The organism is Halobacillus halophilus, from assembly GCF_020171985.1.
In the GTDB taxonomy this organism is placed as follows: Bacteria; Bacillota; Bacilli; order Bacillales; family Halobacillaceae; genus Halobacillus; species Halobacillus halophilus_A.
In genome coordinates, this window is the sequence record NZ_JAIVAL010000005.1 from 91,009 (window position 1) to 111,911 (window position 20,903).

21 protein-coding genes are annotated in these 20,903 nt (G+C 39.3%); 5 read left to right on the forward strand and 16 right to left on the reverse strand.

The features are described 5' to 3' along the window. The 6 genes from LCM11_RS10365 to LCM11_RS10390 form a co-directional block, all read right to left on the reverse strand. Window positions 1–1,221 carry a hypothetical protein gene (locus tag LCM11_RS10365; RefSeq protein WP_224894167.1) on the reverse strand — a complete coding sequence of 407 codons (1,221 nt, stop codon included), beginning with the start codon at window positions 1,219–1,221 and terminating at the stop codon, window positions 1–3. Then, complete coding sequence (locus LCM11_RS20505; protein ID WP_224894168.1) at window positions 1,218–2,432, reverse strand: DUF58 domain-containing protein; 1,215 nt, start codon at window positions 2,430–2,432, stop codon at window positions 1,218–1,220. The genes LCM11_RS10365 and LCM11_RS20505 overlap by 4 nt, the downstream gene beginning before the upstream one ends. Then, window positions 2,429–3,382, reverse strand: coding sequence for an AAA family ATPase (locus LCM11_RS10375; protein WP_224894169.1), 954 nt, complete (start codon window positions 3,380–3,382; stop codon window positions 2,429–2,431). Before LCM11_RS10375 ends, LCM11_RS20505 begins: the two co-directional genes overlap by 4 nt. Window positions 3,383–3,507: 125 nt before the next feature. Further along, the gene (locus LCM11_RS10380) at window positions 3,508–4,425 is read right to left on the reverse strand and encodes a glycine betaine ABC transporter substrate-binding protein (protein WP_224894170.1); all 918 of its coding nucleotides are present in this window, start codon (window positions 4,423–4,425) and stop codon (window positions 3,508–3,510) included. A gap of 199 nt (window positions 4,426–4,624) precedes the next feature. Beyond that, complete coding sequence (locus tag LCM11_RS10385; protein WP_224894171.1) at window positions 4,625–4,813, reverse strand: YfhD family protein; 189 nt, start codon at window positions 4,811–4,813, stop codon at window positions 4,625–4,627. 123 nt (window positions 4,814–4,936) lie between these two features. Then, window positions 4,937–6,118 carry an MFS transporter gene (locus tag LCM11_RS10390; RefSeq protein WP_224894172.1) on the reverse strand — a complete coding sequence of 394 codons (1,182 nt, stop codon included), beginning with the start codon at window positions 6,116–6,118 and terminating at the stop codon, window positions 4,937–4,939. Window positions 6,119–6,266: 148 nt separating this feature from the next. Here LCM11_RS10390 and LCM11_RS10395 point away from each other — a divergent pair, with 148 nt between their 5' ends. Then, window positions 6,267–7,025, forward strand: coding sequence for a TrmB family transcriptional regulator (locus tag LCM11_RS10395; protein ID WP_224894173.1), 759 nt, complete (start codon window positions 6,267–6,269; stop codon window positions 7,023–7,025). Window positions 7,026–7,070: 45 nt separating this feature from the next. On the opposite strand, the gene LCM11_RS10400 is transcribed toward LCM11_RS10395, so the two are convergent. After that, window positions 7,071–7,310, reverse strand: coding sequence for a hypothetical protein (locus LCM11_RS10400; protein WP_224894174.1), 240 nt, complete (start codon window positions 7,308–7,310; stop codon window positions 7,071–7,073). A 642-nt stretch (window positions 7,311–7,952) separates the two neighbouring features. On the opposite strand from LCM11_RS10400, the gene LCM11_RS10405 reads away from it, so the two are divergent. Continuing rightward, window positions 7,953–8,762 (forward strand): alpha/beta fold hydrolase, encoded by an 810-nt coding sequence (locus LCM11_RS10405; protein ID WP_224894175.1) that lies wholly within the window; start codon window positions 7,953–7,955, stop codon window positions 8,760–8,762. Window positions 8,763–8,876: 114 nt separating this feature from the next. Here the strand turns inward: LCM11_RS10405 and LCM11_RS10410 are convergent, their stop codons facing one another. From LCM11_RS10410 to LCM11_RS10420, 3 genes are all read right to left on the reverse strand, one after another. Further along, window positions 8,877–9,473, reverse strand: a complete 597-nt coding sequence (locus LCM11_RS10410) for an RIO1 family regulatory kinase/ATPase (protein ID WP_224894176.1) — start codon at window positions 9,471–9,473, stop codon at window positions 8,877–8,879. A gap of 167 nt (window positions 9,474–9,640) precedes the next feature. Then, window positions 9,641–9,898: an alpha/beta-type small acid-soluble spore protein gene (locus LCM11_RS10415; RefSeq protein WP_224894177.1), complete on the reverse strand. Its 258-nt coding sequence runs from the start codon at window positions 9,896–9,898 to the stop codon at window positions 9,641–9,643. Between the two features lie 12 nt (window positions 9,899–9,910). Continuing rightward, window positions 9,911–10,144 carry a YozQ family protein gene (locus LCM11_RS10420; RefSeq protein WP_224894178.1) on the reverse strand — a complete coding sequence of 78 codons (234 nt, stop codon included), beginning with the start codon at window positions 10,142–10,144 and terminating at the stop codon, window positions 9,911–9,913. Window positions 10,145–10,277: 133 nt separating this feature from the next. Between LCM11_RS10420 and LCM11_RS10425 the strand changes: the two genes are divergently transcribed. Continuing rightward, a complete protein-coding gene (locus LCM11_RS10425; protein ID WP_224894179.1) occupies window positions 10,278–10,415 on the forward strand; it encodes a hypothetical protein in 138 nt (45 codons plus the stop codon). 17 nt (window positions 10,416–10,432) lie between these two features. Here LCM11_RS10425 and hpaB read toward each other — a convergent pair whose 3' ends face one another. The 4 genes from hpaB to LCM11_RS10445 all read right to left on the reverse strand — a co-directional run bounded on the left by hpaB (window position 10,433) and on the right by LCM11_RS10445 (window position 16,248). Further along, a complete protein-coding gene (hpaB, locus tag LCM11_RS10430; protein ID WP_224894180.1) occupies window positions 10,433–11,869 on the reverse strand; it encodes a 4-hydroxyphenylacetate 3-monooxygenase, oxygenase component in 1,437 nt (478 codons plus the stop codon). Between the two features lie 116 nt (window positions 11,870–11,985). After that, window positions 11,986–13,281: an isocitrate lyase gene (gene aceA / locus LCM11_RS10435; protein ID WP_224894181.1), complete on the reverse strand. Its 1,296-nt coding sequence runs from the start codon at window positions 13,279–13,281 to the stop codon at window positions 11,986–11,988. A 14-nt stretch (window positions 13,282–13,295) separates the two neighbouring features. Next, window positions 13,296–14,888, reverse strand: a complete 1,593-nt coding sequence (gene aceB, locus LCM11_RS10440; protein WP_224894182.1) for a malate synthase A — start codon at window positions 14,886–14,888, stop codon at window positions 13,296–13,298. A gap of 427 nt (window positions 14,889–15,315) precedes the next feature. Further along, complete coding sequence (locus LCM11_RS10445) at window positions 15,316–16,248, reverse strand: aldo/keto reductase (protein ID WP_224894183.1); 933 nt, start codon at window positions 16,246–16,248, stop codon at window positions 15,316–15,318. A gap of 173 nt (window positions 16,249–16,421) precedes the next feature. On the opposite strand from LCM11_RS10445, the gene LCM11_RS10450 reads away from it, so the two are divergent. Beyond that, window positions 16,422–16,832: a VOC family protein gene (locus LCM11_RS10450; RefSeq protein WP_224894184.1), complete on the forward strand. Its 411-nt coding sequence runs from the start codon at window positions 16,422–16,424 to the stop codon at window positions 16,830–16,832. 36 nt (window positions 16,833–16,868) lie between these two features. Here LCM11_RS10450 and LCM11_RS10455 read toward each other — a convergent pair whose 3' ends face one another. Then, on the reverse strand, window positions 16,869–17,444 hold the full coding sequence (locus LCM11_RS10455; protein ID WP_224894185.1) for a histidine phosphatase family protein: 576 nt from the start codon (window positions 17,442–17,444) through the stop codon (window positions 16,869–16,871). Between the two features lie 409 nt (window positions 17,445–17,853). Continuing rightward, window positions 17,854–19,563 carry a dihydroxy-acid dehydratase gene (gene ilvD / locus LCM11_RS10460; RefSeq protein ID WP_224894186.1) on the reverse strand — a complete coding sequence of 570 codons (1,710 nt, stop codon included), beginning with the start codon at window positions 19,561–19,563 and terminating at the stop codon, window positions 17,854–17,856. Between the two features lie 390 nt (window positions 19,564–19,953). Here ilvD and murB point away from each other — a divergent pair, with 390 nt between their 5' ends. Continuing rightward, window positions 19,954–20,874 (forward strand): UDP-N-acetylmuramate dehydrogenase, encoded by a 921-nt coding sequence (murB, locus tag LCM11_RS10465; protein WP_224894187.1) that lies wholly within the window; start codon window positions 19,954–19,956, stop codon window positions 20,872–20,874. The last annotated feature ends 29 nt before the right edge of the window (window positions 20,875–20,903 follow it).

A 20,903-nucleotide genomic window follows, 5' to 3' on the forward strand; every position in this document is an offset into this window, starting at 1 on the left:
TTATTCGTTATTTTCTTTATCAGCTAATTGTTTTTTTAATTTTCTAATTTCATCATAAAATAGTGAGGTCTCTTCGTTCGAAAGCTGTTCATTTCCATAACGGACTTTCTTATATAAATGGAGGTTCTCTGCACTAATCCCTATACGGTCAAACCAATTTTGGAGGGACTCATTATACTTACGGCCATACCCGCATTTTTGAGCATAACGCTCAAATTGCAAGAACTGTTTTCTTACTGGACCGTCAGCAGGGCTTCGTCTAAACCTCCAATCTGATTCATGCTCCTCATCGGTATAATGTAGGTCATAGCTTTTATAAGTTAACATTTGTTTATCTATTGGATCAGTACTTTTGTTGTTTCTTAGACGGTACATAATATACAAAACGAGAATAATACCAATAATTAGTAGGATAACCGTTCCAGCCTGTGCAGCCTCTGTTAATTGCTGGGAGGGTTCACTGTCTGCTGAAGAAAGAGGTTCATTAGAATCACGCAGCATTTCACTGCTCTCCTGGTCCTGATTAAATGTCGCTGAAGGCTCAATTTCAGATACCTCAATTCCCGTAAGCTCTACTATAAAGAAAAAACCCTGAATCCCTTTTAAAAACACCATGGAAACTGCCTGCCATGAACCTGTAATGAATAACCTTAGAGGTTGAAACAATGCTGATAAAATAGAAGCACCCGCGAAGAAACCAAATAACAGAATTACTAATTTCTTCTTCCCTTTTTTTCGATCACTTTTGGAAACCTCTATGTAATGAGAGAAAAAATAACCAAGAATAATCACACCGTATTGCAGTGCTAAGATTATAATAATCTCTGTCTGGGCAAAGAAAAGCATACATACAAAAGCCGTAATCGTTGTAAACAAAAGTATAAATCGTTCGTTTTCCCGATCGGGTTCCTGCTCGTGCAACAGATAACGCCAAACCAGAAAGCCGGAAAGCATGAGGCTAAAAACCAGCGGGACTCCCATTACTGCAGCTATCCCAGCTACTAATACAGCTACAATAATGAAGGGAACGAAGCTGGAAGATAGCTTGGAGGACCCAAGGAAGAATAAAAGTGACAAGATAATGACTGTTATAAAGGGGAGAAGAGGTACCTGGAGAGAAATCCAGCTCCATCTTCCCATAAGAAATAGTAAAAAGAAAAAAGCCAGACCTTCACTTACAAATTGGTAGGACATGACGGTTAATTTATTTCCACTAATCATACAGATGCTCCCCTATAAGAAAAAGGCACCAAGATAGCTTGGCCTTCTTCTACTTGGACTTGAAATACTTTCAAACCTTTCCGGTTCCATTCTTTAATGTATCGATAAGTATGTTCAGGTATATCTCCTACAAAAATAATCGTTTTCTTCTTGTAAAGATTGTGGTGTAACCGGTGCATCAGCTCTTCCACTGGCATAAATAACTGGCTAACTTGAATCCGCGCCAGTAACTCCAGAGAATCCTTTAATTGTTGATTTCCACTGCCTTCAGGTTGAAAAAAGAATGGTTTTTCATGCGGTCTCCTCATATTGACTAATAGCTCAAAATCGTAGTTATTTCGTGCAGCAAAATAACAAAGGTAGCTTGCATAAGATAATAGATTTTCTAGGTTTCCCGATATGTGTTCGTTCCCCAGTCGGGTTTGCTGCGTTACATTTACAACAATCGTCCAGCTAATATCTGCTTCGCGTTCATAAACTTTAGTTTGCAGCGTGCCTGTTTTAGCACTTGCTTTCCAGTGAATACGATGAAACGGATCAGAAGATACATAATCTCTGGTTCCTACAGGAGTAAGTAAATCCTCAAATGGGGAAAATGATGCCCTCTTTTGACCAGGTGCTATTTGAAATACTTCTTCCATTCCATATACCGTCATTTGATTAGGGTAAATTACGATCTCCGTCTCATAATGTGGCAGAAACTTCATAGATATTGAAGTGAATTTTATTAAATGCGGAAAACGATATTGAATATCCGTAATTTTTGTAACCCCGCGCTTCACGGCTTTGATTGGAAGTCTTACTTCCTTTTCTCCTTCGCTCATTAATGAAAGTGGAAGTGAATATTGATGGCCTTTCGAACTCTTTCTGGTAATAGAACTATCAGCCTTAATGTTCGAGTTACTCTCAAAAGATAATCGCCCGTTTAGGACAGGAGCTTTTGAATTATTTCTAAATCGGAAATGCAGCGATGTATCTTCTCCAGGAAATAACCTAATTGAAGTTCTATGGTTAAAAAGTTTCAGTGATGCCCCACTGTATCCATCATACCATTTACTCGCTAGAGCAATAACTACGAGTAAACTAGTGGGTATCAGCAGATTGGATTGATTGAGAAAAAGACTTAATACTCCAGTCAATAAGATCATCGCTAAAAGAAAATCATAATACTTGTGGTTTCCATACCCAAGATCTTTCTTCCACTGGTTCACCGTATATCTCCCGTTTCCACAGGTACGGGTACTTGTTCTATAAGTTCACTTACCACTTGAGAATTCGTTTTTCGAATTGACCCCTCCATTGAAAGGACAATACGATGTTCAAATACATAAGGAGCCAGTTCTTTTGCATCCTCAGGAGTCACATAACTCCTCCCATTGAGTAATGCTTTAGCCTGACAGGCCCTCATATAAACTAATGCTCCACGAGTACTTACTCCTAATTCAATATCGTGATTATGCCGCGTTAAACGTACAAGATCCAATAAATAGTTCATCGTATCCTCAGCAATCGTCACTTTTTTTACTTCTTCGCGCAAAGTCAAAACATCTTCAGTATGTAGATCAGCCATTAACGTATCCATAGGTTCATCCAGTTGATAGGTACGCAAAATGTTTCTTTCTTCTTCGGCTGACGGATAGCCCATATCTATCTTAAACAAGAATCGATCGAGTTGGGCCTCTGGTAACGGGAAGGTACCCTGACTGCTCTCGATTGGGTTCTGAGTAGCGATTACAAATAATGGAGGCGCAATTCGTAACGTTTCTCCATCTACTGTGGTCTGTTTTTCTTCCATCACCTCCAAAAGGCTGGACTGGGTTTTAGGCGTGGCCCGATTTATTTCATCTGCCAATAAAATATTCGTCATAACAGGTCCTTTTCTTAATTCAAATTCCTGTGTTTTTGGGTTAAAAAATTGAATCCCCGTCACATCACTGGGAAGAACATCCGGTGTGAATTGGACACGGCTAAACTTACCATCCATGATCTTCGCAAAACTTTTGGCCAATTTCGTCTTTCCAGACCCTGGAACGCTTTCCAGCAGAACATGACCATCTGCAAGTATTGCTGTAAACAACAACTCTATAACCTCTCCCTTCCCTAATATCACTTGGTTAATGGATTCGTGCGCTTTCCTAACAGATTCTGTTTTTATACCCAATCTTCATTTCCCCTTTATGTATGTATATATACCTACCTAATCGTAACACATTTCTGATAATTCTATTTAAAAACAAAAAAACAACCTGTTCTCTTCAGAAGAACAGGTTGTTCGTAAAGAAATTGTTATTCAGCTGTCCATTCATCAATGACATCCTGATGTTCATCGATCCAGTTTTGAGCACCCTCTTCAGGAGTTTCTGCTTCGTTTAAAGCAGCCATTAGACTACCCAGCTGCTGGTCATCCATCTTAAAGTTATCAAACCATTTTACAACTGTAGGATTGTCTTCTTCCAAACCTTTACGGGCAGCATATGAAATATTTTCTGATTTGCCATATACACCTTTTGTATCTTCGAGGAACTTAAGATCCATTTCAGCGAATACCCAGTGAGGTTTCCATAGGGTTACAACAATTGGTTCTTCATCTTCAATGGCACCTTTAAGTTCTGTAGTCATGGTCGGGCCAGATGAAGCGGCAAGTGAATAGTCCAAATCGTATTCGTTAATGGCATCTTCCGTTAATGACATTAGACTAGCACCGGCGTCAATTCCCACAATTTGTTTCTCATCTAATACATCTGTAGTTTTCAAATCTTCTATCGTATTAATGTCTTCCATGTATGTTGGTACCACAAGTCCTAATTGAGTACCTTCATACCACGTTTCGCGCCAGTCAATATCTTCTTCATATTTATCATAGAAAGCTTTGTCTGTATTCGGAAGCCAGATTTCCATTCCGATATCTAGATCTCCAGAAGAAAGGGCTTCATATAGGAATCCTTTTTCTACCTGTTTAAGCTCCACGTCATAACCTTTTTCTTCTAAGACTATTTTCCACATATTTGATACGGCTACGTTTTCAGCCCAGTTGTTCATACCAATACTGATAGATCCTTTTTCTTCGGTAGATTCGCCATTATCTGAACCACCTTCGCCATTTCCACCTTCAGCGTTCTCAGAGTCGTCTCCTCCACCACAAGCGGCCAGTACAAGCACTATTCCTAAAAATAATGCAGGAAGCCATTTACGTAAATTGCTCATTAATATCCTCCTTTAGCATATTCCCTGATGACTTTAGTCTTGATTATATTTTCATATTATAGCATAAACAATTTCAAGTTCAAACAATTTTAACTGTACAAATACTCTTTTCAGTTTTCACTAAATTAAGTTTTAATCAATTGGTAGGTTCCTCTGGTCATCCAATATTTGGATGACCAGAGGAACCAGTATATGGAATTTATTTATTTGATTTTTTGTGAGCGCGACGGTCAGCTGCTTTACTTCTTTCTAGAGCTTCCATATCTTCGCGATCGGCTATCTCTTCGGAGAATTCAACATCAATGCCCGGGTGCTTCTGATCTTTAGGTGTTTGAGGAAGTCGTTGTTTTCTCTTTCCTTTTCCGCTGTTATGTTCATCTCTTCCCATTCGCAATACCTCCTTTTAGTTGATCATTTCTATTATTTACAACTAACATCTTTATATTCTCTAGATATATTAAATAAAATAAAAAAACCCCAGAATCATCCGTTTTTTGGATGACCTGAGGTGCTAATTATTTCCATATGAATGTTGCTGGATAGTCTTTGTTTTCGAAAGGCCTCTGGTAATGGAGAAACAGCCGGAAGCTAGAGCAAGAAGAACAAATAGTCCACCAACTGTAGCATTATGAATAACTGAACTTTGCTCAATTACGATACCACCTATGGTTGAACCAAGTGCAATACCTAAGTGAAGAGCAGAGTTGTTCAAACTTTGCTGGATATCAGAAGTTTCAGGAGCAGTAACTACGAGATAACTTTGTTGAGCCGGAGTGATAGCCCAGCTTAAAGAACTCCAGAATACCATGACAATCAAAAATAAAGGTAATGAAAAAGTAACATAAGGAATAATAAAGATCGCTAAAGCAAACAGTACAATAATACCTATGATACTCTTCTCCGCTCCCCATTTATCAGCTGCCATACCTCCTATACCGCCGCCCGAAACTGCTGCCACACCAAAAATAAAGTAAGCTATACTAACCCATGCTGGATCCAGCCCTAAAGTCGTTTTCAAAAAGGGTGTCAAATACGCATATAAGGTCAGATGACCTGTTAAAAACAAGAAGGAGGTCAGTTGGGCAGAAAAAATTTTCTTATCTTTTAAAGATTGAATCTGTTCCTTAATTGAAATCACAGGCTTTGGCTTAATTCGTTCCAAAGTAAATGCCACAGCTATCATAGAAACTAATGTAAGGATTGAGATAAGCAAGAAAGGAACTCGCCACCCAAACGCATTACCAATGGTTAGACCTATTGGCACTCCCAAAACCAGTGAGCCGCTAATTCCCATAAAAATAATACCGATAGCACGCCCCCGGTATTGATGCTCCACAATAGCAGACGCAATCGTAACGCCAAGCACTACCAACAAGGAGCCGCTTGCAGCCGTCAGTACCCTTGCCGCCATAAGAATAGCGTAAGAGGGACTCCAGAAAGCTATCATATTGCCTGTAAAAAAAATGAATAACGTCCATAACATCAACTGTTTTCTTTCTATTTTGGCAGTCGCTGTTAAAAGTATGGGCGAAGCCAAAGCAAAAACCAGCGAGAAGATTGTAATTAATAATCCTGCTTGCCCCAAAGAAATACGTAAATCAGCAGCAACGAGGTCTAAGGTGCCGCCTATAATTAACTCAACCGTACCGACTACAAAAGCAACAATAGCCAGCATGTACACTTTTTTGTTCATTCGACTAAAACCCTCTCCAATTAGGTTACCACTACAATAGTAACCATTCACCTTTACAAATACAAGAGAAAATATGCTAGTATATTTTACGCAACAACTTATTCCATGTATTCTGTAAGCAAGAAATTATGGTCAAGGGGAATCTATTATGTTACAAAAATTCGGTTTTACTCAGTACGAAAGCCAAGTTTTTGAAGTATTATCCGCAAGTCATCAGCCCATGGACGCAAGTACAATTGTTAGATTTTCTCAAGTTCCCAAGTCAAAAGTTTATGAAGTGCTGAATCGAATGGTTGAGAAAGGGCTAATCTTAAGTTCCTCTACTAATCGAAAAAAACTTTATAATGCGGTTCCACTTGAAACTATTATCGAAAACCTAACATCCGAGTTTGAAGCAAATGTGAAAGAGCTGAGGAATAAAGAATACACTCCCCTTCCGGTGGACGATCGTGTGTGGACGGTAAAAAACAGAAGAACGATCTCGTCTCTAACAAAAGATTTAACGGAGAATGCGAACTCCAGCATTTACATATCAGGTTGGAATGAGCATTTAAAGGATCTCACTCCATTGCTTGAACAGAAAAAAAATGAGGGCGTTACAGTAGAAATGCTGTCTGTAGGTGAACTGAAGAGTTCCATCCCACAAACTCATGTGTTAATACCGAATGAAGGACATGAAGCTCTTGAGAAATATCAATTATTGATAGTTGATGAAAAGGAGATCTTGTTCGCAGGGATTGAGCAGGGGGAGTGGCAGGGGATCCAAACACTATCCAGATCTCTTGTGAAATTTTTCACTGAATTCTTTTACCACGACGTAGCTCTTACCGAAATTACAAATAAATATGAAAACACTCTCATGGAGGATGAAAGTATCAAAAAAATTCTTATGAAACTGAGGTATTAAAAACACCTCGGGCATCCTCTCTTCAGGAGGCCCGAGGTGTCATCATTATACCTTTTCAACTACATAAGCTTTTTTCTCACGGAAATATTTTTCTCCGTCCTCAGCAGAATGTTCAAAGAATCCTTCAAATACGTCTACCACTTTATATTGGCGCTCAGGATCAGTAAACAATTGTGATTCATTGTTTGATAGAACAACCACATCGGTTGTAGAAACAAAGCTGTCTAATTCTTTTGCTAAATAGTTTTGACCTACTTCTACATTACTTAAACGATGTTGTGTCATTTCTTTATTCCACCTTTCATATATGGATGGTTTCCCCTTAAGATAAGCTGTAAAACATAAGAAATCGATTGGATATAGAATGGGTAATGGAAAAGAATTTACGAGTTTCACCTTATATTAAAATAGTGTGAACTTACCAAAGGAAGAATTTTTGTTTATTATGTTAGGCACGGAAGTTGAAAACCTCTAGTCCAGACTTTATCTTTAACAAGAATTCACGTGGCTTATCCCTTCAGCGGTTAAACTACAGCCATTACCTCTACCTTCAAACTAATGCATACCGAAATAACCCCCCAACATTATCCAGCTGTCTTTTTGTAAAGATCAAGCTGAAGGCTTTGATACAGGGAAAGCCCCTTTTACCCGGGGACTACTTGAATGTTTATTATGCTGAATTTAATATCAAAGAAGCGGGTATATGTGTTAAGAAAGAAAGGAATGAATTAAATACCTGCCGAATGTGACAGTTAACCCACAACCACGATCAATATTACCTGGTTTGAGCAGCAAATGAAGTGTAAAAGTATTAAAAGGAATTGAGAATGGAGGTTAAAAACCATTTTCAATCATCAAAGAAAGCAGAGGCCGGTCTCAAATAGCTTTTGCTGCGAGTTGGTCTTTTTATTAGATAGAGGTGTAAAATTGTTAGAATATAAAGTATTTAGTGAAGATCATACAAAACCATACGTACTTCTACTACATGGAATAGGTGGGAGTGCCAATATCTTCTTCCCCCAAATTAAAGAATATAGAAAACATTTCAATGTAGTCGCTATACACTTGCGAGGACATAAGGGATCTCCAAGTGTTTATTCAAACTCAAACTGCTTTTCTTTTAAAGAGGCGGCGAATGATATTCTTGAAGTTATGGATCAATTACGAATCAAGAAAGCACATGTCGTTGGGGTGTCTCTTGGAACGGTTATCATTCACCAATTGCTCTCCATAGCCCCCCATCGAATAGAAACAGCCGTAATGGGAGGAGCCATAACAAAAGTTAACCTTATATCCAGGCTGCTTCTTAATTTGGGAAAGCTGGCCAAAAATGTGATGCCATATTTATGGTTGTATTCTTTGTTCGCGCGAGTGCTGATGCCTAGAAAAAACCACAAAGAATCAAGGAATGCTTTCATAAAAGAAGCTTCTCAAATGAAACGAGAAGAGTTTTTAGGTTGGTATGATATAGCCCATACAGTAGACACTACCTTTGAAGATGTAGAAAAAACGGCTCCACTTATTCCTAAACTTTATCTCATGGGCAGCGGAGACCGCATGTTTAAGAAAGATACATGGAAGGATGTAAAGAATATGCCTAATACAACATGTCTTTTCATTCCTAATTCCGGCCATGTAGTAAACTTGGACACACCAGAGATTTTCAATAACTGCTCCATCTCTTATATAAAAGCCAAAGGAAACATCCAGGGCTCTTTATTAGAAGAAAAGACTTGAGCAATCGGTTTATGAAGGAGAAAGAGGTTCGAGGAGCGGCTCTTTCTCCAATAAAAAATCATTCGGTGTGTGTCACCACAAGCATCCCTCTCTGCCCTCTAAAGCTTTTTTCTTTTAAATGGATAACAATCGTTTCCGATACAGCAATATGATCAGTTCTATTAATAATTTAGGAAATCGCTTAGGGAAAAACCTTTTCAAGTAAAACTTATAGTATGCTTTTTTCAAATCGGGCCAGTATCGACATTCATAAGGTTGAGTAAATCTTACCACATCAATCAGTACTACTTCGTTATGGCTCGTTAGCATGATATTTCTAAGATGTATATCACTTGGTGTTAATCCCCTACTTCTCACATATGTTAGTACTTCATCAACTTTGCGTACCATCTCTGGAGAAATACGCTTTCCACTTGTGAGACAGTCATAAAAAGTTATACCTTCCACATACTCCATAATTAAAAAGCCATCTCCAACTTCTATTAAATGTGGGAAATATACTCGATTGGATAAACGACAATAAACCTCTGCTTCTCTGAACGCTAAATGCTTATGAGAAGGATAAAAGACTTTGATCACCTGATTGATGTTTTTTAATTTAAAAACGGCCGCACTTCGCCCCTGACCTACAAACTCGAGTTCAACCGGAAAACTTACAATTCGGTTGTCTTTAAACACAATTTCCTCGACCAGATCTTCTATCTTTTTCATAGTATCCCCTCTATGGAAAAACGTTTATTTATTACTTCCTATTATACCGGAGTTCACGAAAAAAGAATGAACTTTGCTTGTTCATTCTAAATTTACGCCACTATATCATTTTTGTGCTCAAATAAGAAAGCAGGGAGTATTTTTATCCCTGCTTTCTTATTTGAGCACTATTTATTTTTTTCCATAAGTTCCTTCTGAGCTTGTCTAACTAATTCTTTTACCATTTGACCCCCGATTGGTCCGCCGATTCGGCCAGCGTCCCGTGTACTTAAGCTTCCGTTATCGTATCGGTTTAATGGTATGCCTTTTTCTTCTGCGACTTCAAACTTTGCATTTTCAGGAGTCTGGCTTTGGAGTAGTCTTTGCTTTAAATCATCCAGGCCTTTTTGTGCCTCTGGGACTAATATTTTATTTCTTCTTGCCATATCATTAACTCCTTACTTCTTATACTTAGGAAAACGTTCCCGTGAAAGAGGTTTGCCTTTATGACTTATCAATTTTCCATCTTGGTCTAATTGATCAATATTACCGTCGATTGTTCCTTCTGTCATTGTGTCCGAAACTTGTTCATGAGTGACTGAAAGTCCCTGTGATGTCTCATCATTTTTTTCGTAATCCGCCGGCTCGTAACTGCGCTCTGCTATTTCTTCTATTTTTTGCTTTTTGCTCAAGATAATTACCTCCTTTACTTGCTCTTAGTTTCTGCTCCTTTAATAAAATTCATTCGATGTCCCTTACATTGAAAAGTTAGAGTTTGGATAAAATTATTTTTATCACCCAAACTATAGATGGAGGTGTTAAACAATGAGCAAGAAAAGTAATGCCGATAAAAGAAAAGCTCCTAAAACGGTGAACCCTCAAGGTTTAACAGAGGACATTGCCGATCAGCAGCCCGATTCCCAATTTGAACAAAAAGCTAAAAAAAGGAATACTAAAAGATAAAAGCTGACGCTTGCCCGTCAGCTTTCTTTTAGAAATTTTGAAACTAATGATATCGAAGGTTTTTCGTCATACATTTGATAAATGGTTTGAGAAATACGGACCGGATCTCCAAAAAAGAACCGCTCATAAAGGGTCTGTCTCGAACCGAATGAACTCATAGTCAGATCCCATGCTATCCTGAATAAAGCTACTCTTTCCTTGCCTTTCCATTCTCCCGCTTTCAAGTAATGGTCTAACTCTTGACCTACACTTGAATCAAACGTTTCTTCGTGAGGGATAGTCATTAATCCGCTTGCACCTAGGAGTTGAATGATTTCAATTAAACGAGGATACAATTCCTGCGTCTGATTAATCGCCACATATAGTGGCTGAATAGAGGGTACCATTGTTCCACTATTGTCTGTTTCAGCCTGATATTCTGAATAGTGCAGCAAAGCATTTAAACTCTCCAAACCTTTTACAATTTCAACCACTTTGGCCTGAACATGCTGATATTCTCCTATATTGATGGTGTCCACAATTTGATGAGCAATGCCTAATAAAAATTCTAACTTAACAATTTGTCTGGAAATAATCTGATGGAGCGTGAATGGAACGAATTTACCTTTCTTATAAAAATTATCAGCGGCTCGTATATTATCATGCAGGAATACCCTCTCCCACGGAACAAGTACATCATCGAATATTACAACTGTATCCATTTCATCAAATTTTGAGGAAAGAGGAGAATTGTAAGAGGAATGATCATTACTAAAGGATTCCCGGCAAATATACTTCAGTCCTTTAGTATTACTGGGAATTGAAAAACCATAGGCGTGAGAACTCTCTTGTACTCCAGGGGCAGAAAAAACAATGATTTGATCGGTCATGCCGCCCTGAGTGGCGAGCAGTTTTGCTCCTTTAATGATTAGCCCTGCTTTTGTTCGCCTCACGATTCGAGCATTTGTTACATCTTCATCAAGAAAAGCCAGCTTTCCACGATTATTCTGAGGATTTACAAATGTATGCGTAAAGGTAAGATCTTGTTCACGAGCTTCCTCATAAATGGATAGTAAACGATCCGGATAACAGTTAGCTTCCCCTTTTAATAAATCTGCCGAAGCGGCAAAGGCTGCAAGCACTGTATTCATATAGTCAGGACTCCGCCCTAATAAACCGCCGGAATGGCGTGCCCAGCATTGAATCATCTTTCTTCTTTTTTCAAGATCTTCTTTTGTTTTGGGAATTAAGTAAGAGGTTCCAATTTTATTTCCAGTGGTATCTGATGTGAAAGTTAATTCTTCTTTATGAGCAGGATGAAGCTGCAAATCATAAAGCTCGCCTTGAGTCTGGATTACTCCCCTAAACGCGGGATGACTTGATATCCTTCCCGTAAGCCTTTCTCCGTCCAGCCAAACTTCCGCGTTTATTCGATCCAGTCTTTCCTTGTACTCATTACCTGATATCGCAGGCATGTAATCACTCCCTTTGCTTACGTACACAAAAATAGTCGATAACATACCTTATTAAGTTGTTAAGATTATGTGAAAAATCTCCTACAAAAAGCCCACCTCTAAGGTGGGCTTGAAGGTTAGGACTGAGACACTGTTTCCGTCGTAAATTGTTCGGATTCGGTAGAGCCTTTTAATGCAGTAGTGGATGACGTACCTCCTGAAATAATTTGAGCTACTTCATCAAAATAACCGGTTCCTACTTCCCTCTGATGTCGGGTAGCTGTATATCCATAAGTCTCACTTCTGAATTCCGCTTGCTGTAATTCAGAGTAAGCTTCCATTCCCCGGTCTTTATATTGTCTTGCTAATTCGAACATGCCATGATTAAGCGCGTGAAAACCTGCAAGAGTTACAAACTGAAATTTATACCCCATCTCTCCCAGTGTTCGTTGAAAATTAGCAATCGTCTCATCGTCCAGTTTTTTCTTCCAATTAAATGATGGCGAACAATTGTAGGCAAGAAGTTTCCCAGGAAATTTCTCATGAATGGCTTCTGCAAATTTTCTAGCTTCTTCTATGTTTGGTTCCGACGTTTCACACCATACTAAGTCTGCGTATGGGGCATAAGCTAAACCTCTTGAAATCGCCTGATCTATACCCGCTTTCGTTTTATAAAAACCTTCCGCTGTTCTTTCTCCTGTAAGAAATTCCGCATCACTTCCATCCACATCACTTGTGATAAGATCGGCTGCATTCGCATCTGTTCGCGCTATAATAATAGTTGGAACACCCATTACATCCGCAGCAAATCTGGCAGAAATTAAATTTCGCACAGCAGTTTGAGTAGGCAGAAGAACTTTACCGCCAAGGTGGCCGCATTTCTTCTCTGAGGACAGCTGATCTTCAAAGTGGACAGCTGATGCTCCTGCTTCAATCATTCCTTTCATTAATTCAAAAACGTTCAACTGTCCACCAAAACCTGCTTCTGCATCCGCAACAATAGGGGCGAACCAGTCAATTTCGTGCTTTCCTTCCATATGGTGTATCTGGTCTGCACGCTGTAATGCCTGATTAATTCTTTTAACTACCTGAGGCACACTGTTTGCAGGATACAAGCTTTGATCCGGGTACATGTGTCCCGACAAATTAGCATCCGCTGCTACCTGCCAGCCACTTAGGTAAATAGCCTTAAGTCCGGCTTTTACTTGCTGCATAGCCTGATTACCGGTTAAAGCACCTAAGGCGTGAACGTAGTCTTCTTCATGTAGTAGGTTCCATAATTTTTTGGCACCTTTTTCAGCAAGTGTATATTGGATATCCATCGACCCTCTTAAACGGATAACGTCTTCTGGCTCATATGGACGTAACACGCCGCTCCAACGTTCTTCTTCCTGCCACTGATTTCTTAGTTTTTCTGCTCTTTCATTCATCATTCCGCTCATCCCCCTCAAGATAACTGCTCATAAGCTTTAATCGTTAAAAAGTCTTCAAACTCATCATTTCTAATTAAGGTATCGAATAGTTTTTCAGCTTCTTTATACGGCCTCTTTTTGAAAAAACCCTCCCCAACTTCTTGGCGGATAGCCTCCATCTCTTCTTCTTTTAATTTATCGTAAAGTTCAAACGTAATAGTACGTCCGTCATTCAATGTACCTTTTGGATGACGGATCCACTGCCACACTTGAGCCCTTGATATTTCAGCAGTTGCAGCGTCTTCCATCAAATGATGAATCGGAGCAGCTCCTTTTCCTGCGAGCCATGAGGCAATGTACTGAATTCCTACGTTAATATTTGTGCGTAATCCTTCTTCCGTAATTTCCCCTTGAGGAGCTTTCAGTAAGTCTTCTGCTGAAACTGTAATCTTTTCTTTCGTTTTACTGATTTGATTGGGTTCCGGCATTACTTCATTGAATACTTCCATGGCCGCCTGAACCATTCCAGGATGAGCCACCCAGGTTCCATCGTGTCCGTCCTGGACTTCTCGTTTCTTGTCAGCTATTACTTTCTGAAATGCTGCTTCATTCTTGGATGGATCATTTTTCACGGGTATTTGAGCTGCCATCCCCCCCATTGCGGGAGCACCACGTTTATGACAGGTTTGAATAGTCAAAAGAGAATAAGCACGCATAAACGGAACGGTCATCGTTACTTCTGAACGGTCCGGAAGTATCATTGATGGATCGTGACGGAATTTTTTTAAGAAACTGAAGATATAATCCCAGCGGCCGCAGTTAAGACCCGCAGAGTGTTCTTTTAATTCATACAATATTTCATCCATTTCATAAGCGGCGAGGATCGTTTCCAATAATACCGTTGCTTTGATGGTTCCTTGAGGTATGTTCATGTAGTTTTGAGCGTAAACAAAAATATCATTCCATAATCTTGCTTCCTTATGATTCTCCAGTTTAGGTAAATAAAAGTAGGGACCTGAACCATTCTTGATAAGCTGTTTAGCGTTATGGAAGAAATACAATCCGAAGTCAACCAGGCTTCCAGAAATCGCTTTATTTTGATAAGTTAAGTGCTTTTCCTCAAGGTGCCAGCCTCTTGGCCGTACCATAAGCACAGCAGTTTGTTCCCCCAGTTGATACAACTTTCCTTTTTCATTTTGAAAAGTAATGGTTTTCTGAATCGCGTCCCGCAAATTAATCTGCCCGTGAATCGTATTCGACCATGTGGGCGAGTTGGCATCCTCAAAGTCTGCCATAAATACTTTAGCTCCAGAATTCAGACCATTTATGACCATCTTACGATCAACGGGACCGGTAATTTCTACCCTTCGATCTTTTAAATCTTTTGGCAGATCACTTATCTGCCAGTTCCCTTGGCGTATATGTTCCGTTTCTTTAAGAAAACCTGGTCTTTCCCCAAGATCTAACTTTGATTGGATCTCTTTCCTTCTGTCTAGTAATTGCTTTCGTCTCTCTTCGAAGTGCAGGTGTAAAGATTCTATAAAAGCCAGCGCTTCCTGGTTTACTATTTCTTCAAAACCTGGTTCAAGGTGACCTTCCACCTTGATTTTGGATAACTTTGTTTCCATTACGAACCCCCTCTATATTGTTATATATAAGTTATATTATAATTTATTTGTTATATAACAGATATGATATAATTTTATTCAGTCTTTTTAGATAGACACCGATCGCATTCCATCATATAAGTATAATGATGATCTTTCACCTCAGCACCACATTGCGGACATGGAACAGAAACCGTTTGATTTTTCTTTTTCATTATAAAATTCCTCCTTTTTTTATATAACAGCATTATCAATCTTTAACTGTTATGATACAGTTTACGATGTGATAGCTTGTTTTGCAACAGTTTTTTGAAAATTCTATACAAATGGGCAGATGCTGTAAAATAAATTAACCTAAAAAACCTTGAAATAATGGGGTTCATAAGCTATATAGACCTCTAAATTCTTAACACCTTAAAAATGCCTGCCACGAGTGGCAGGCATCTTATTAAGCAAAAATTTCGTGTATTTTCTTTACTTCTTCTGAAGATAACTCTACATCCAGTGTTTTTAAGTTGTTTGTTACTTGGTCTACTTTTTTAGCACCGGGTATTACAGCATCAATGGAGTCCTGGGTTAAATACCAGGCTAGCACGAGGTGCGGAACCTCCACGTTTTTAGAATGTGCTATTTCTTTCAGTTGATCGACCTTTTGCAAATTCTTCCTATATTCTTCGCCCTGGAACAACGGATTCTTAGCACGAAAATCATCGAATCTCGTATCTTCGTTATATTTCCCTGTTAGCAGACCAGAAGCAAATGGAAAATAAGGTACAAAGGAAATTCCATTCTCGGCGGTGTAAGGTAGCATCTCCTTTTCTGCTTCTCGTTTAAACAGATTGTATTCTCCCTGAATTACGTCTACATATCCGTCTTTATCTGCTTCTTTCAACTGATCCACTGAAAAATTCGAAACACCTATGGAACGAATCTTACCTTGATCCTTCATTTCTTTTAAAGCTCCCACTGCTTCATCTTTTGGTGTGTGATCATCTGGAAAGTGGATATAAAATAAATCAATGTAATCCGTTTGAAGACGAGCCAAACTTCCTTCAACGGCCTCTTTGAGGAAAGAAGGTGAGTTGTTAAAAACAACATCGTCTCCTTTAAATTCATGTGCGCCTTTAGTGGCTAATACGACCTCTTCGCGATTTCCCTGCTCTTTGATAACTTGTCCAACTAATTCCTCAGAACGCTTGGGACCATAAATGAAAGCTGTATCTAGAAAGTTCATGTTGTTTTCAAGTGCCGTACGTACAACATCTTTTCCAGCTTCTTCATCAAGATTCGGATATATATTATGTCCGCCTACGGCGTTTGTACCCAATCCTATTGGATTGACGGATAAACCTGATTTCCCAAGGCTCACCAATTTGTCCATTATACTCAACTCCTTTATGAATTCTTCTATTCTTTTACCACGTTATTATAAAAAAGAAACAGTTCACACAGACTTTAAACACATCCACTGGAAGTCCTGAAAAAAGAGTGACTTCCATGCTTGATATCGATTATAGTTAAGACAGATTGACACATCACAATAGGAGGGATTCAATGAAATATCAAGTCACCCCATACTTCACCTTTAATGGTAATGCTGCAGAAGCTTTGGACTATTACACTCAGCTCTTTCAAGGGGAAGTTACTGCCAGACAAAGCTTTGGGGAAGCTGATTTTGAAACACCTGAAGGAATGGAAAACCGTATCATGCATGCACATTTTCAAAAAGACGGTTTTTCCTTTATGGTTTCGGATTCTTTTCTAGAACACTCCGTCACTACAGGAAATAATATTTCCCTGGCGCTTGAACTTGAAAATAAAGAAGAGATCCAGACCCTTTATGATCGCCTGAAAGAAAGTGGTACAGTACTTATGGAACTACAAGACACATTTTGGAATGCTTCTTTTGCAAAAGTAAAGGATCACTATGGAATCATTTGGGATTTAAACTACTCATATGAGTGACTAAAAAGAGCGGCTTGAAAGTAAAGCCGCTCTTTTTTAGATCTCTAAATGTTTTGTACAATTAAACAATTCACAAGACCAATGACCTTGTTTTAATATAACTTCAGTAATAGAAGTATTTTTCATATGTTCTTTTCGTATTTTTAAAGGATCAAGTTCGCTTACTAAATGACTGATTAAAGCTCCATGACTAACCACTAAAATATTTTTCCCGTCATGTCTATTCACAAGCTCATTAAGGACAGACACCCCCCGTTCCTTAATTTTTTCTTTTTTTTCGATTCCCAGGTCGAGCTCCCTCCAGCCGCTTCCCCATTTTTTAATTCTTTCTTCTTCTGTCGTTCCCTCAATTAGACCGCCGTCCACTTCCTGCAGGCGTACATCGCAGCTGATCTCCAAGCCTAGCCGACTGGAGATAATATCTGCCGTTTTAGCAGCTCTCTTTAATGGACTTGTGTATAAGACTTCCCATTCTTCTGTATGTAGCCGCTCTGCAAGCTTTTCAGCATCCCTTATTCCTTCTTGGTTTAAAGGTATGTCCGACTTTCCCTGCGCGCGTTTTTCTTTATTCCAAGAGGTACTTCCATGACGTATCAATCCTAATTTAGTCATTTTTTCTCACTCCTTCTCGTTCTCTGTAAAATATCATGGTTAAAGACTCAGTTTCGAAATATTTGTTAAGCGGAAGGTCCTCGGGGGACGATTTCGCTTTTCGGCCCTGCACGACGCAGGAAAGTGTTCAAATGTGGAATCACACCAAAAGACACGACCAGCATAAGCCGACCATCAAAAGGATTGCGGTTTTTCAATCCGTTGATGAGCGGCTTATGTCTCGAGTGTCTGGGTGATGGAACAAGACGAGTTGTTTCCGTAGCCAGCCCCTCTTAATATGAGCAACGGACCAAAAACATCTCGAAGTCGAGTCTTCAACTAATCGGCTCTATTTTAGTATTACCACCTTCGTTTAACAGCTTTAAATACTATAAAAAGGGCAGCTTATAAAGCCGCCCTTTTTTATAACTTATTCCAAGTCTGCGTCTGTAACTGCTCCTTTTGCTGAGGAAGACACTAACTTAGCATACTTCGCTAAGATACCTGTTTTATATTTAAGTGCAGGTTTTTGCCATTCTTGTTTTCTGCGATTAAATTCTTCATCAGAAACATCAAAATTAATTTGCTGCACATCACTGTCGATGGTAATCGTGTCTCCTTCTTTCAGAATGCCAATAGGTCCTCCCAAGGCAGCTTCCGGAGCTACGTGTCCAATCACGAAACCATGAGATCCTCCAGAGAAACGTCCATCTGTAAGCAATGCCACTTTACCTCCAAGCCCTTTTCCAACAATCATCGCTGTAATGGATAGCATTTCCGGCATTCCTGGACCACCTCTAGGACCAACATTACGGATGACGAGCACGTCGCCCTCTTTAATTTCATCATCTACGATAGCCTGTGTAGCTTCTGCTTCACTATCATAAACCCGTGCCGGTCCTTCAAATCGGCTGATCTTTTGACCAGACATTTTTGCGACCGCCCCTTCAGGTGCAAGGTTTCCTTTAAGTACTACCAGCGGCCCGTTTGGTTTAATCGGTTTATCCAGCGGCAGAATTACTTTCTGACCTTCTTTTAAAGCTGGAGCTTCTGCTAGGTTTTCAGCTACAGTTTTTCCAGTAACTGTAAGACAATCCCCATGCAGGAGGCCGTTTTCATGTAGTAGCTTCATAACAGCTGGAACGCCGCCGCTTTCATAAAGATCCTGCATAACATACTTTCCACTTGGTTTCATATCAGCTATATGAGGGACCTCCTGGCGTACTCTTTCAAAATCATCGAGCGTCAAATCGACTCCCGCTGAATGAGCCATGGCAAGCAGGTGGAGGAATGCATTAGTGGATCCACCTAAAGCCATTACTACTGTAATCGCGTTTTCGAATGCCTCTTTAGTCATAATATCTCGAGGGTAAATACCTTTTTCTAAAAGGTCTACCACTAATTCTCCAGCTTGTTTACATTCTTGCTCCTTATAATCATTTACAGCAGGTGTTGAAGAAGAACCAGGGATACTCATTCCAAGAGCCTCTACGGCCGAAGCCATTGTATTGGCAGTATACATTCCTCCACATGCGCCTGCCCCTGGACAAGCATTACATTCTACCTTATGAAGCTCTTCATCATTAATTTGACCTTCATGATACTTACCTACGGCTTCAAAGGAAGACACGATATCAATATCCTCCCCATTCAGCTTACCTGGTTGAATGGTACCTCCATATACATAGACTGAAGGAATATTCATACGTCCTAGAGACATTAAACATCCAGGGGTGGTTTTATCACAACCTCCAATTGCCACAACACCATCGAGACGTTCAGCATTCGTCACGGTTTCAATGGAATCTGCAATTACTTCACGGCTTGGAAGAGAGTAGAACATGCCCTCATGTCCCATAGCAATTCCATCGGAAACTGTAATTGTGTTAAAGATCATTGGAGCTCCGCCATTATGACGAGCACCATCCTTGGCTTCACGAGCCAGCCGATCAATATGTACGTTGCAAGGCGTAACCTCGCTCCATGTACTGGCAATTCCAATCATCGGCTTTTTGAAGTCCTCGTCCGTAAAACCTACTGCTCTAAGCATAGAACGGTTAGGGACACGATTAACTCCTTCGCTGATGACTTTACTATTAATTCTTAGATCTTTTTTGAGATCTTTTTTGGATTGATCCATCTCCTGCACCCCTTATCTTTTTATGTGTCGATTTTTGAAACAACTTATTATGATGATACTAACTAGGAGAAGTAAAGGCAATGACTTTTCTGAAAATATAAAACTTTCTTTTAATGTAAAACGCTTTCAATATGTTAACACTCCACATTTGATGAATAATTTGGTAAACCAACAAAATTTGCACACATTCTTCAGGAATTCATTACAAATTTCATTCTCAAAGTATGATAAAATAAGGAGCGTGTGGTAAATAAGGAACGAAAATGACTTAGTAAACTTTTTACCCAATTGACATAAACTATGTGTAGATAAGTTTATCCTTTAGCCCTCAATTTTTTAAGGGCTCAAGGCAGGATAATAGAAAAACAACTTTAAATGGGACTGGTGTTCATGGAAACTAAAGAAAAAATCTATAATAAATTATTAAAGCTTGTTAAAAAAGACAACGTGAAGGTAAATGAGAGGTTAAAAGACCACTTATATACGAAACTTGGAGGCAAAGCTGATTTTTTCATTACTCCTACCACTTTTCAAGAAGTTCAGAACGTAGTCAAGCTATCCAACGAAGATAATATTCCTTTCACTCTGCTTGGGAACGGTTCCAATCTGATCATTAAAGATGGAGGGATTCGTGGAATTGTTATTAATTTAAAACACTTAAACGATATATCCTCTGAAGGAAATACCGTGGTCGCTCAGAGCGGAGCAAGAATTATTGACGCCTCCAGGCACGCCTTAAAGCATAGTCTTTCAGGACTTGAGTTTGCCTGTGGTATACCGGGGACAGTCGGCGGTGCATTGTATATGAATGCAGGAGCTTACGGCGGTGAAATTAAGGATGTCCTGGATTATGCCTATGTAGTAGATAAAGAAGGGAACCTTGTGAAAAGGCTGGCTTCCGAATTAAACCTTGATTATCGTACAAGTAACATTCCTGAGAATGGAGACATTGTACTAGAAGCAACCTTCAACTTAAAGCCTGCATCTTATGAAGATATTAAAGCTGTTATGGATGATTTAACGTATAAAAGGGAATCTAAACAGCCTCTTGAATATCCTTCGTGCGGCAGCGTATTCAAGCGTCCGCCTGGATATTTTGCCGGTAAACTAATTCAGGATAGTAAACTTCAAGGAACGAATATTGGAGGAGCTGAGGTATCTACAAAACATGCGGGATTCATTGTAAATAAAAATAATGCCTCCACTACAGATTACATTTCTTTAATCGAACACGTCCAGCGAACTGTGAAAGATAAATTTGGCGTAGATTTAGAGAGAGAAGTCCGAATCATTGGTGAAGACTCTGATTAACTAAAAAGGATTCAGTCCACACAGACTGA

Excerpts from the sequence above, each read along its gene's own strand:
- hpaB (WP_224894180.1), bottom strand. The coding sequence starts at position 11,869 with ATGCCTGCGATATCAGGTAATGAGTACAAGGAAAGACTGGATCGAATA.
- aceA (WP_224894181.1), bottom strand. The coding sequence starts at position 13,281 with ATGATGAATGAAAGAGCAGAAAAACTAAGAAATCAGTGGCAGGAAGAA.
- LCM11_RS10395 (WP_224894173.1), top strand. The coding sequence starts at position 6,267 with ATGTTACAAAAATTCGGTTTTACTCAGTACGAAAGCCAAGTTTTTGAA.
- LCM11_RS10455 (WP_224894185.1), bottom strand. The coding sequence starts at position 17,444 with ATGACTAAATTAGGATTGATACGTCATGGAAGTACCTCTTGGAATAAA.
- LCM11_RS10390 (WP_224894172.1), bottom strand. The coding sequence starts at position 6,118 with ATGAACAAAAAAGTGTACATGCTGGCTATTGTTGCTTTTGTAGTCGGT.
- LCM11_RS10450 (WP_224894184.1), top strand. The coding sequence starts at position 16,422 with ATGAAATATCAAGTCACCCCATACTTCACCTTTAATGGTAATGCTGCA.
- LCM11_RS10415 (WP_224894177.1), bottom strand. The coding sequence starts at position 9,898 with ATGGCAAGAAGAAATAAAATATTAGTCCCAGAGGCACAAAAAGGCCTG.
- aceB (WP_224894182.1), bottom strand. The coding sequence starts at position 14,888 with ATGGAAACAAAGTTATCCAAAATCAAGGTGGAAGGTCACCTTGAACCA.
- LCM11_RS10365 (WP_224894167.1), bottom strand. The coding sequence starts at position 1,221 with ATGATTAGTGGAAATAAATTAACCGTCATGTCCTACCAATTTGTAAGT.
- LCM11_RS10380 (WP_224894170.1), bottom strand. The coding sequence starts at position 4,425 with ATGAGCAATTTACGTAAATGGCTTCCTGCATTATTTTTAGGAATAGTG.
- LCM11_RS10400 (WP_224894174.1), bottom strand. The coding sequence starts at position 7,310 with ATGACACAACATCGTTTAAGTAATGTAGAAGTAGGTCAAAACTATTTA.
- LCM11_RS10445 (WP_224894183.1), bottom strand. The coding sequence starts at position 16,248 with ATGGACAAATTGGTGAGCCTTGGGAAATCAGGTTTATCCGTCAATCCA.
- LCM11_RS10410 (WP_224894176.1), bottom strand. The coding sequence starts at position 9,473 with ATGAAAAAGATAGAAGATCTGGTCGAGGAAATTGTGTTTAAAGACAAC.
- LCM11_RS10385 (WP_224894171.1), bottom strand. The coding sequence starts at position 4,813 with ATGGGAAGAGATGAACATAACAGCGGAAAAGGAAAGAGAAAACAACGA.
- LCM11_RS10425 (WP_224894179.1), top strand. The coding sequence starts at position 10,278 with ATGAGCAAGAAAAGTAATGCCGATAAAAGAAAAGCTCCTAAAACGGTG.
- murB (WP_224894187.1), top strand. The coding sequence starts at position 19,954 with ATGGAAACTAAAGAAAAAATCTATAATAAATTATTAAAGCTTGTTAAA.
- ilvD (WP_224894186.1), bottom strand. The coding sequence starts at position 19,563 with ATGGATCAATCCAAAAAAGATCTCAAAAAAGATCTAAGAATTAATAGT.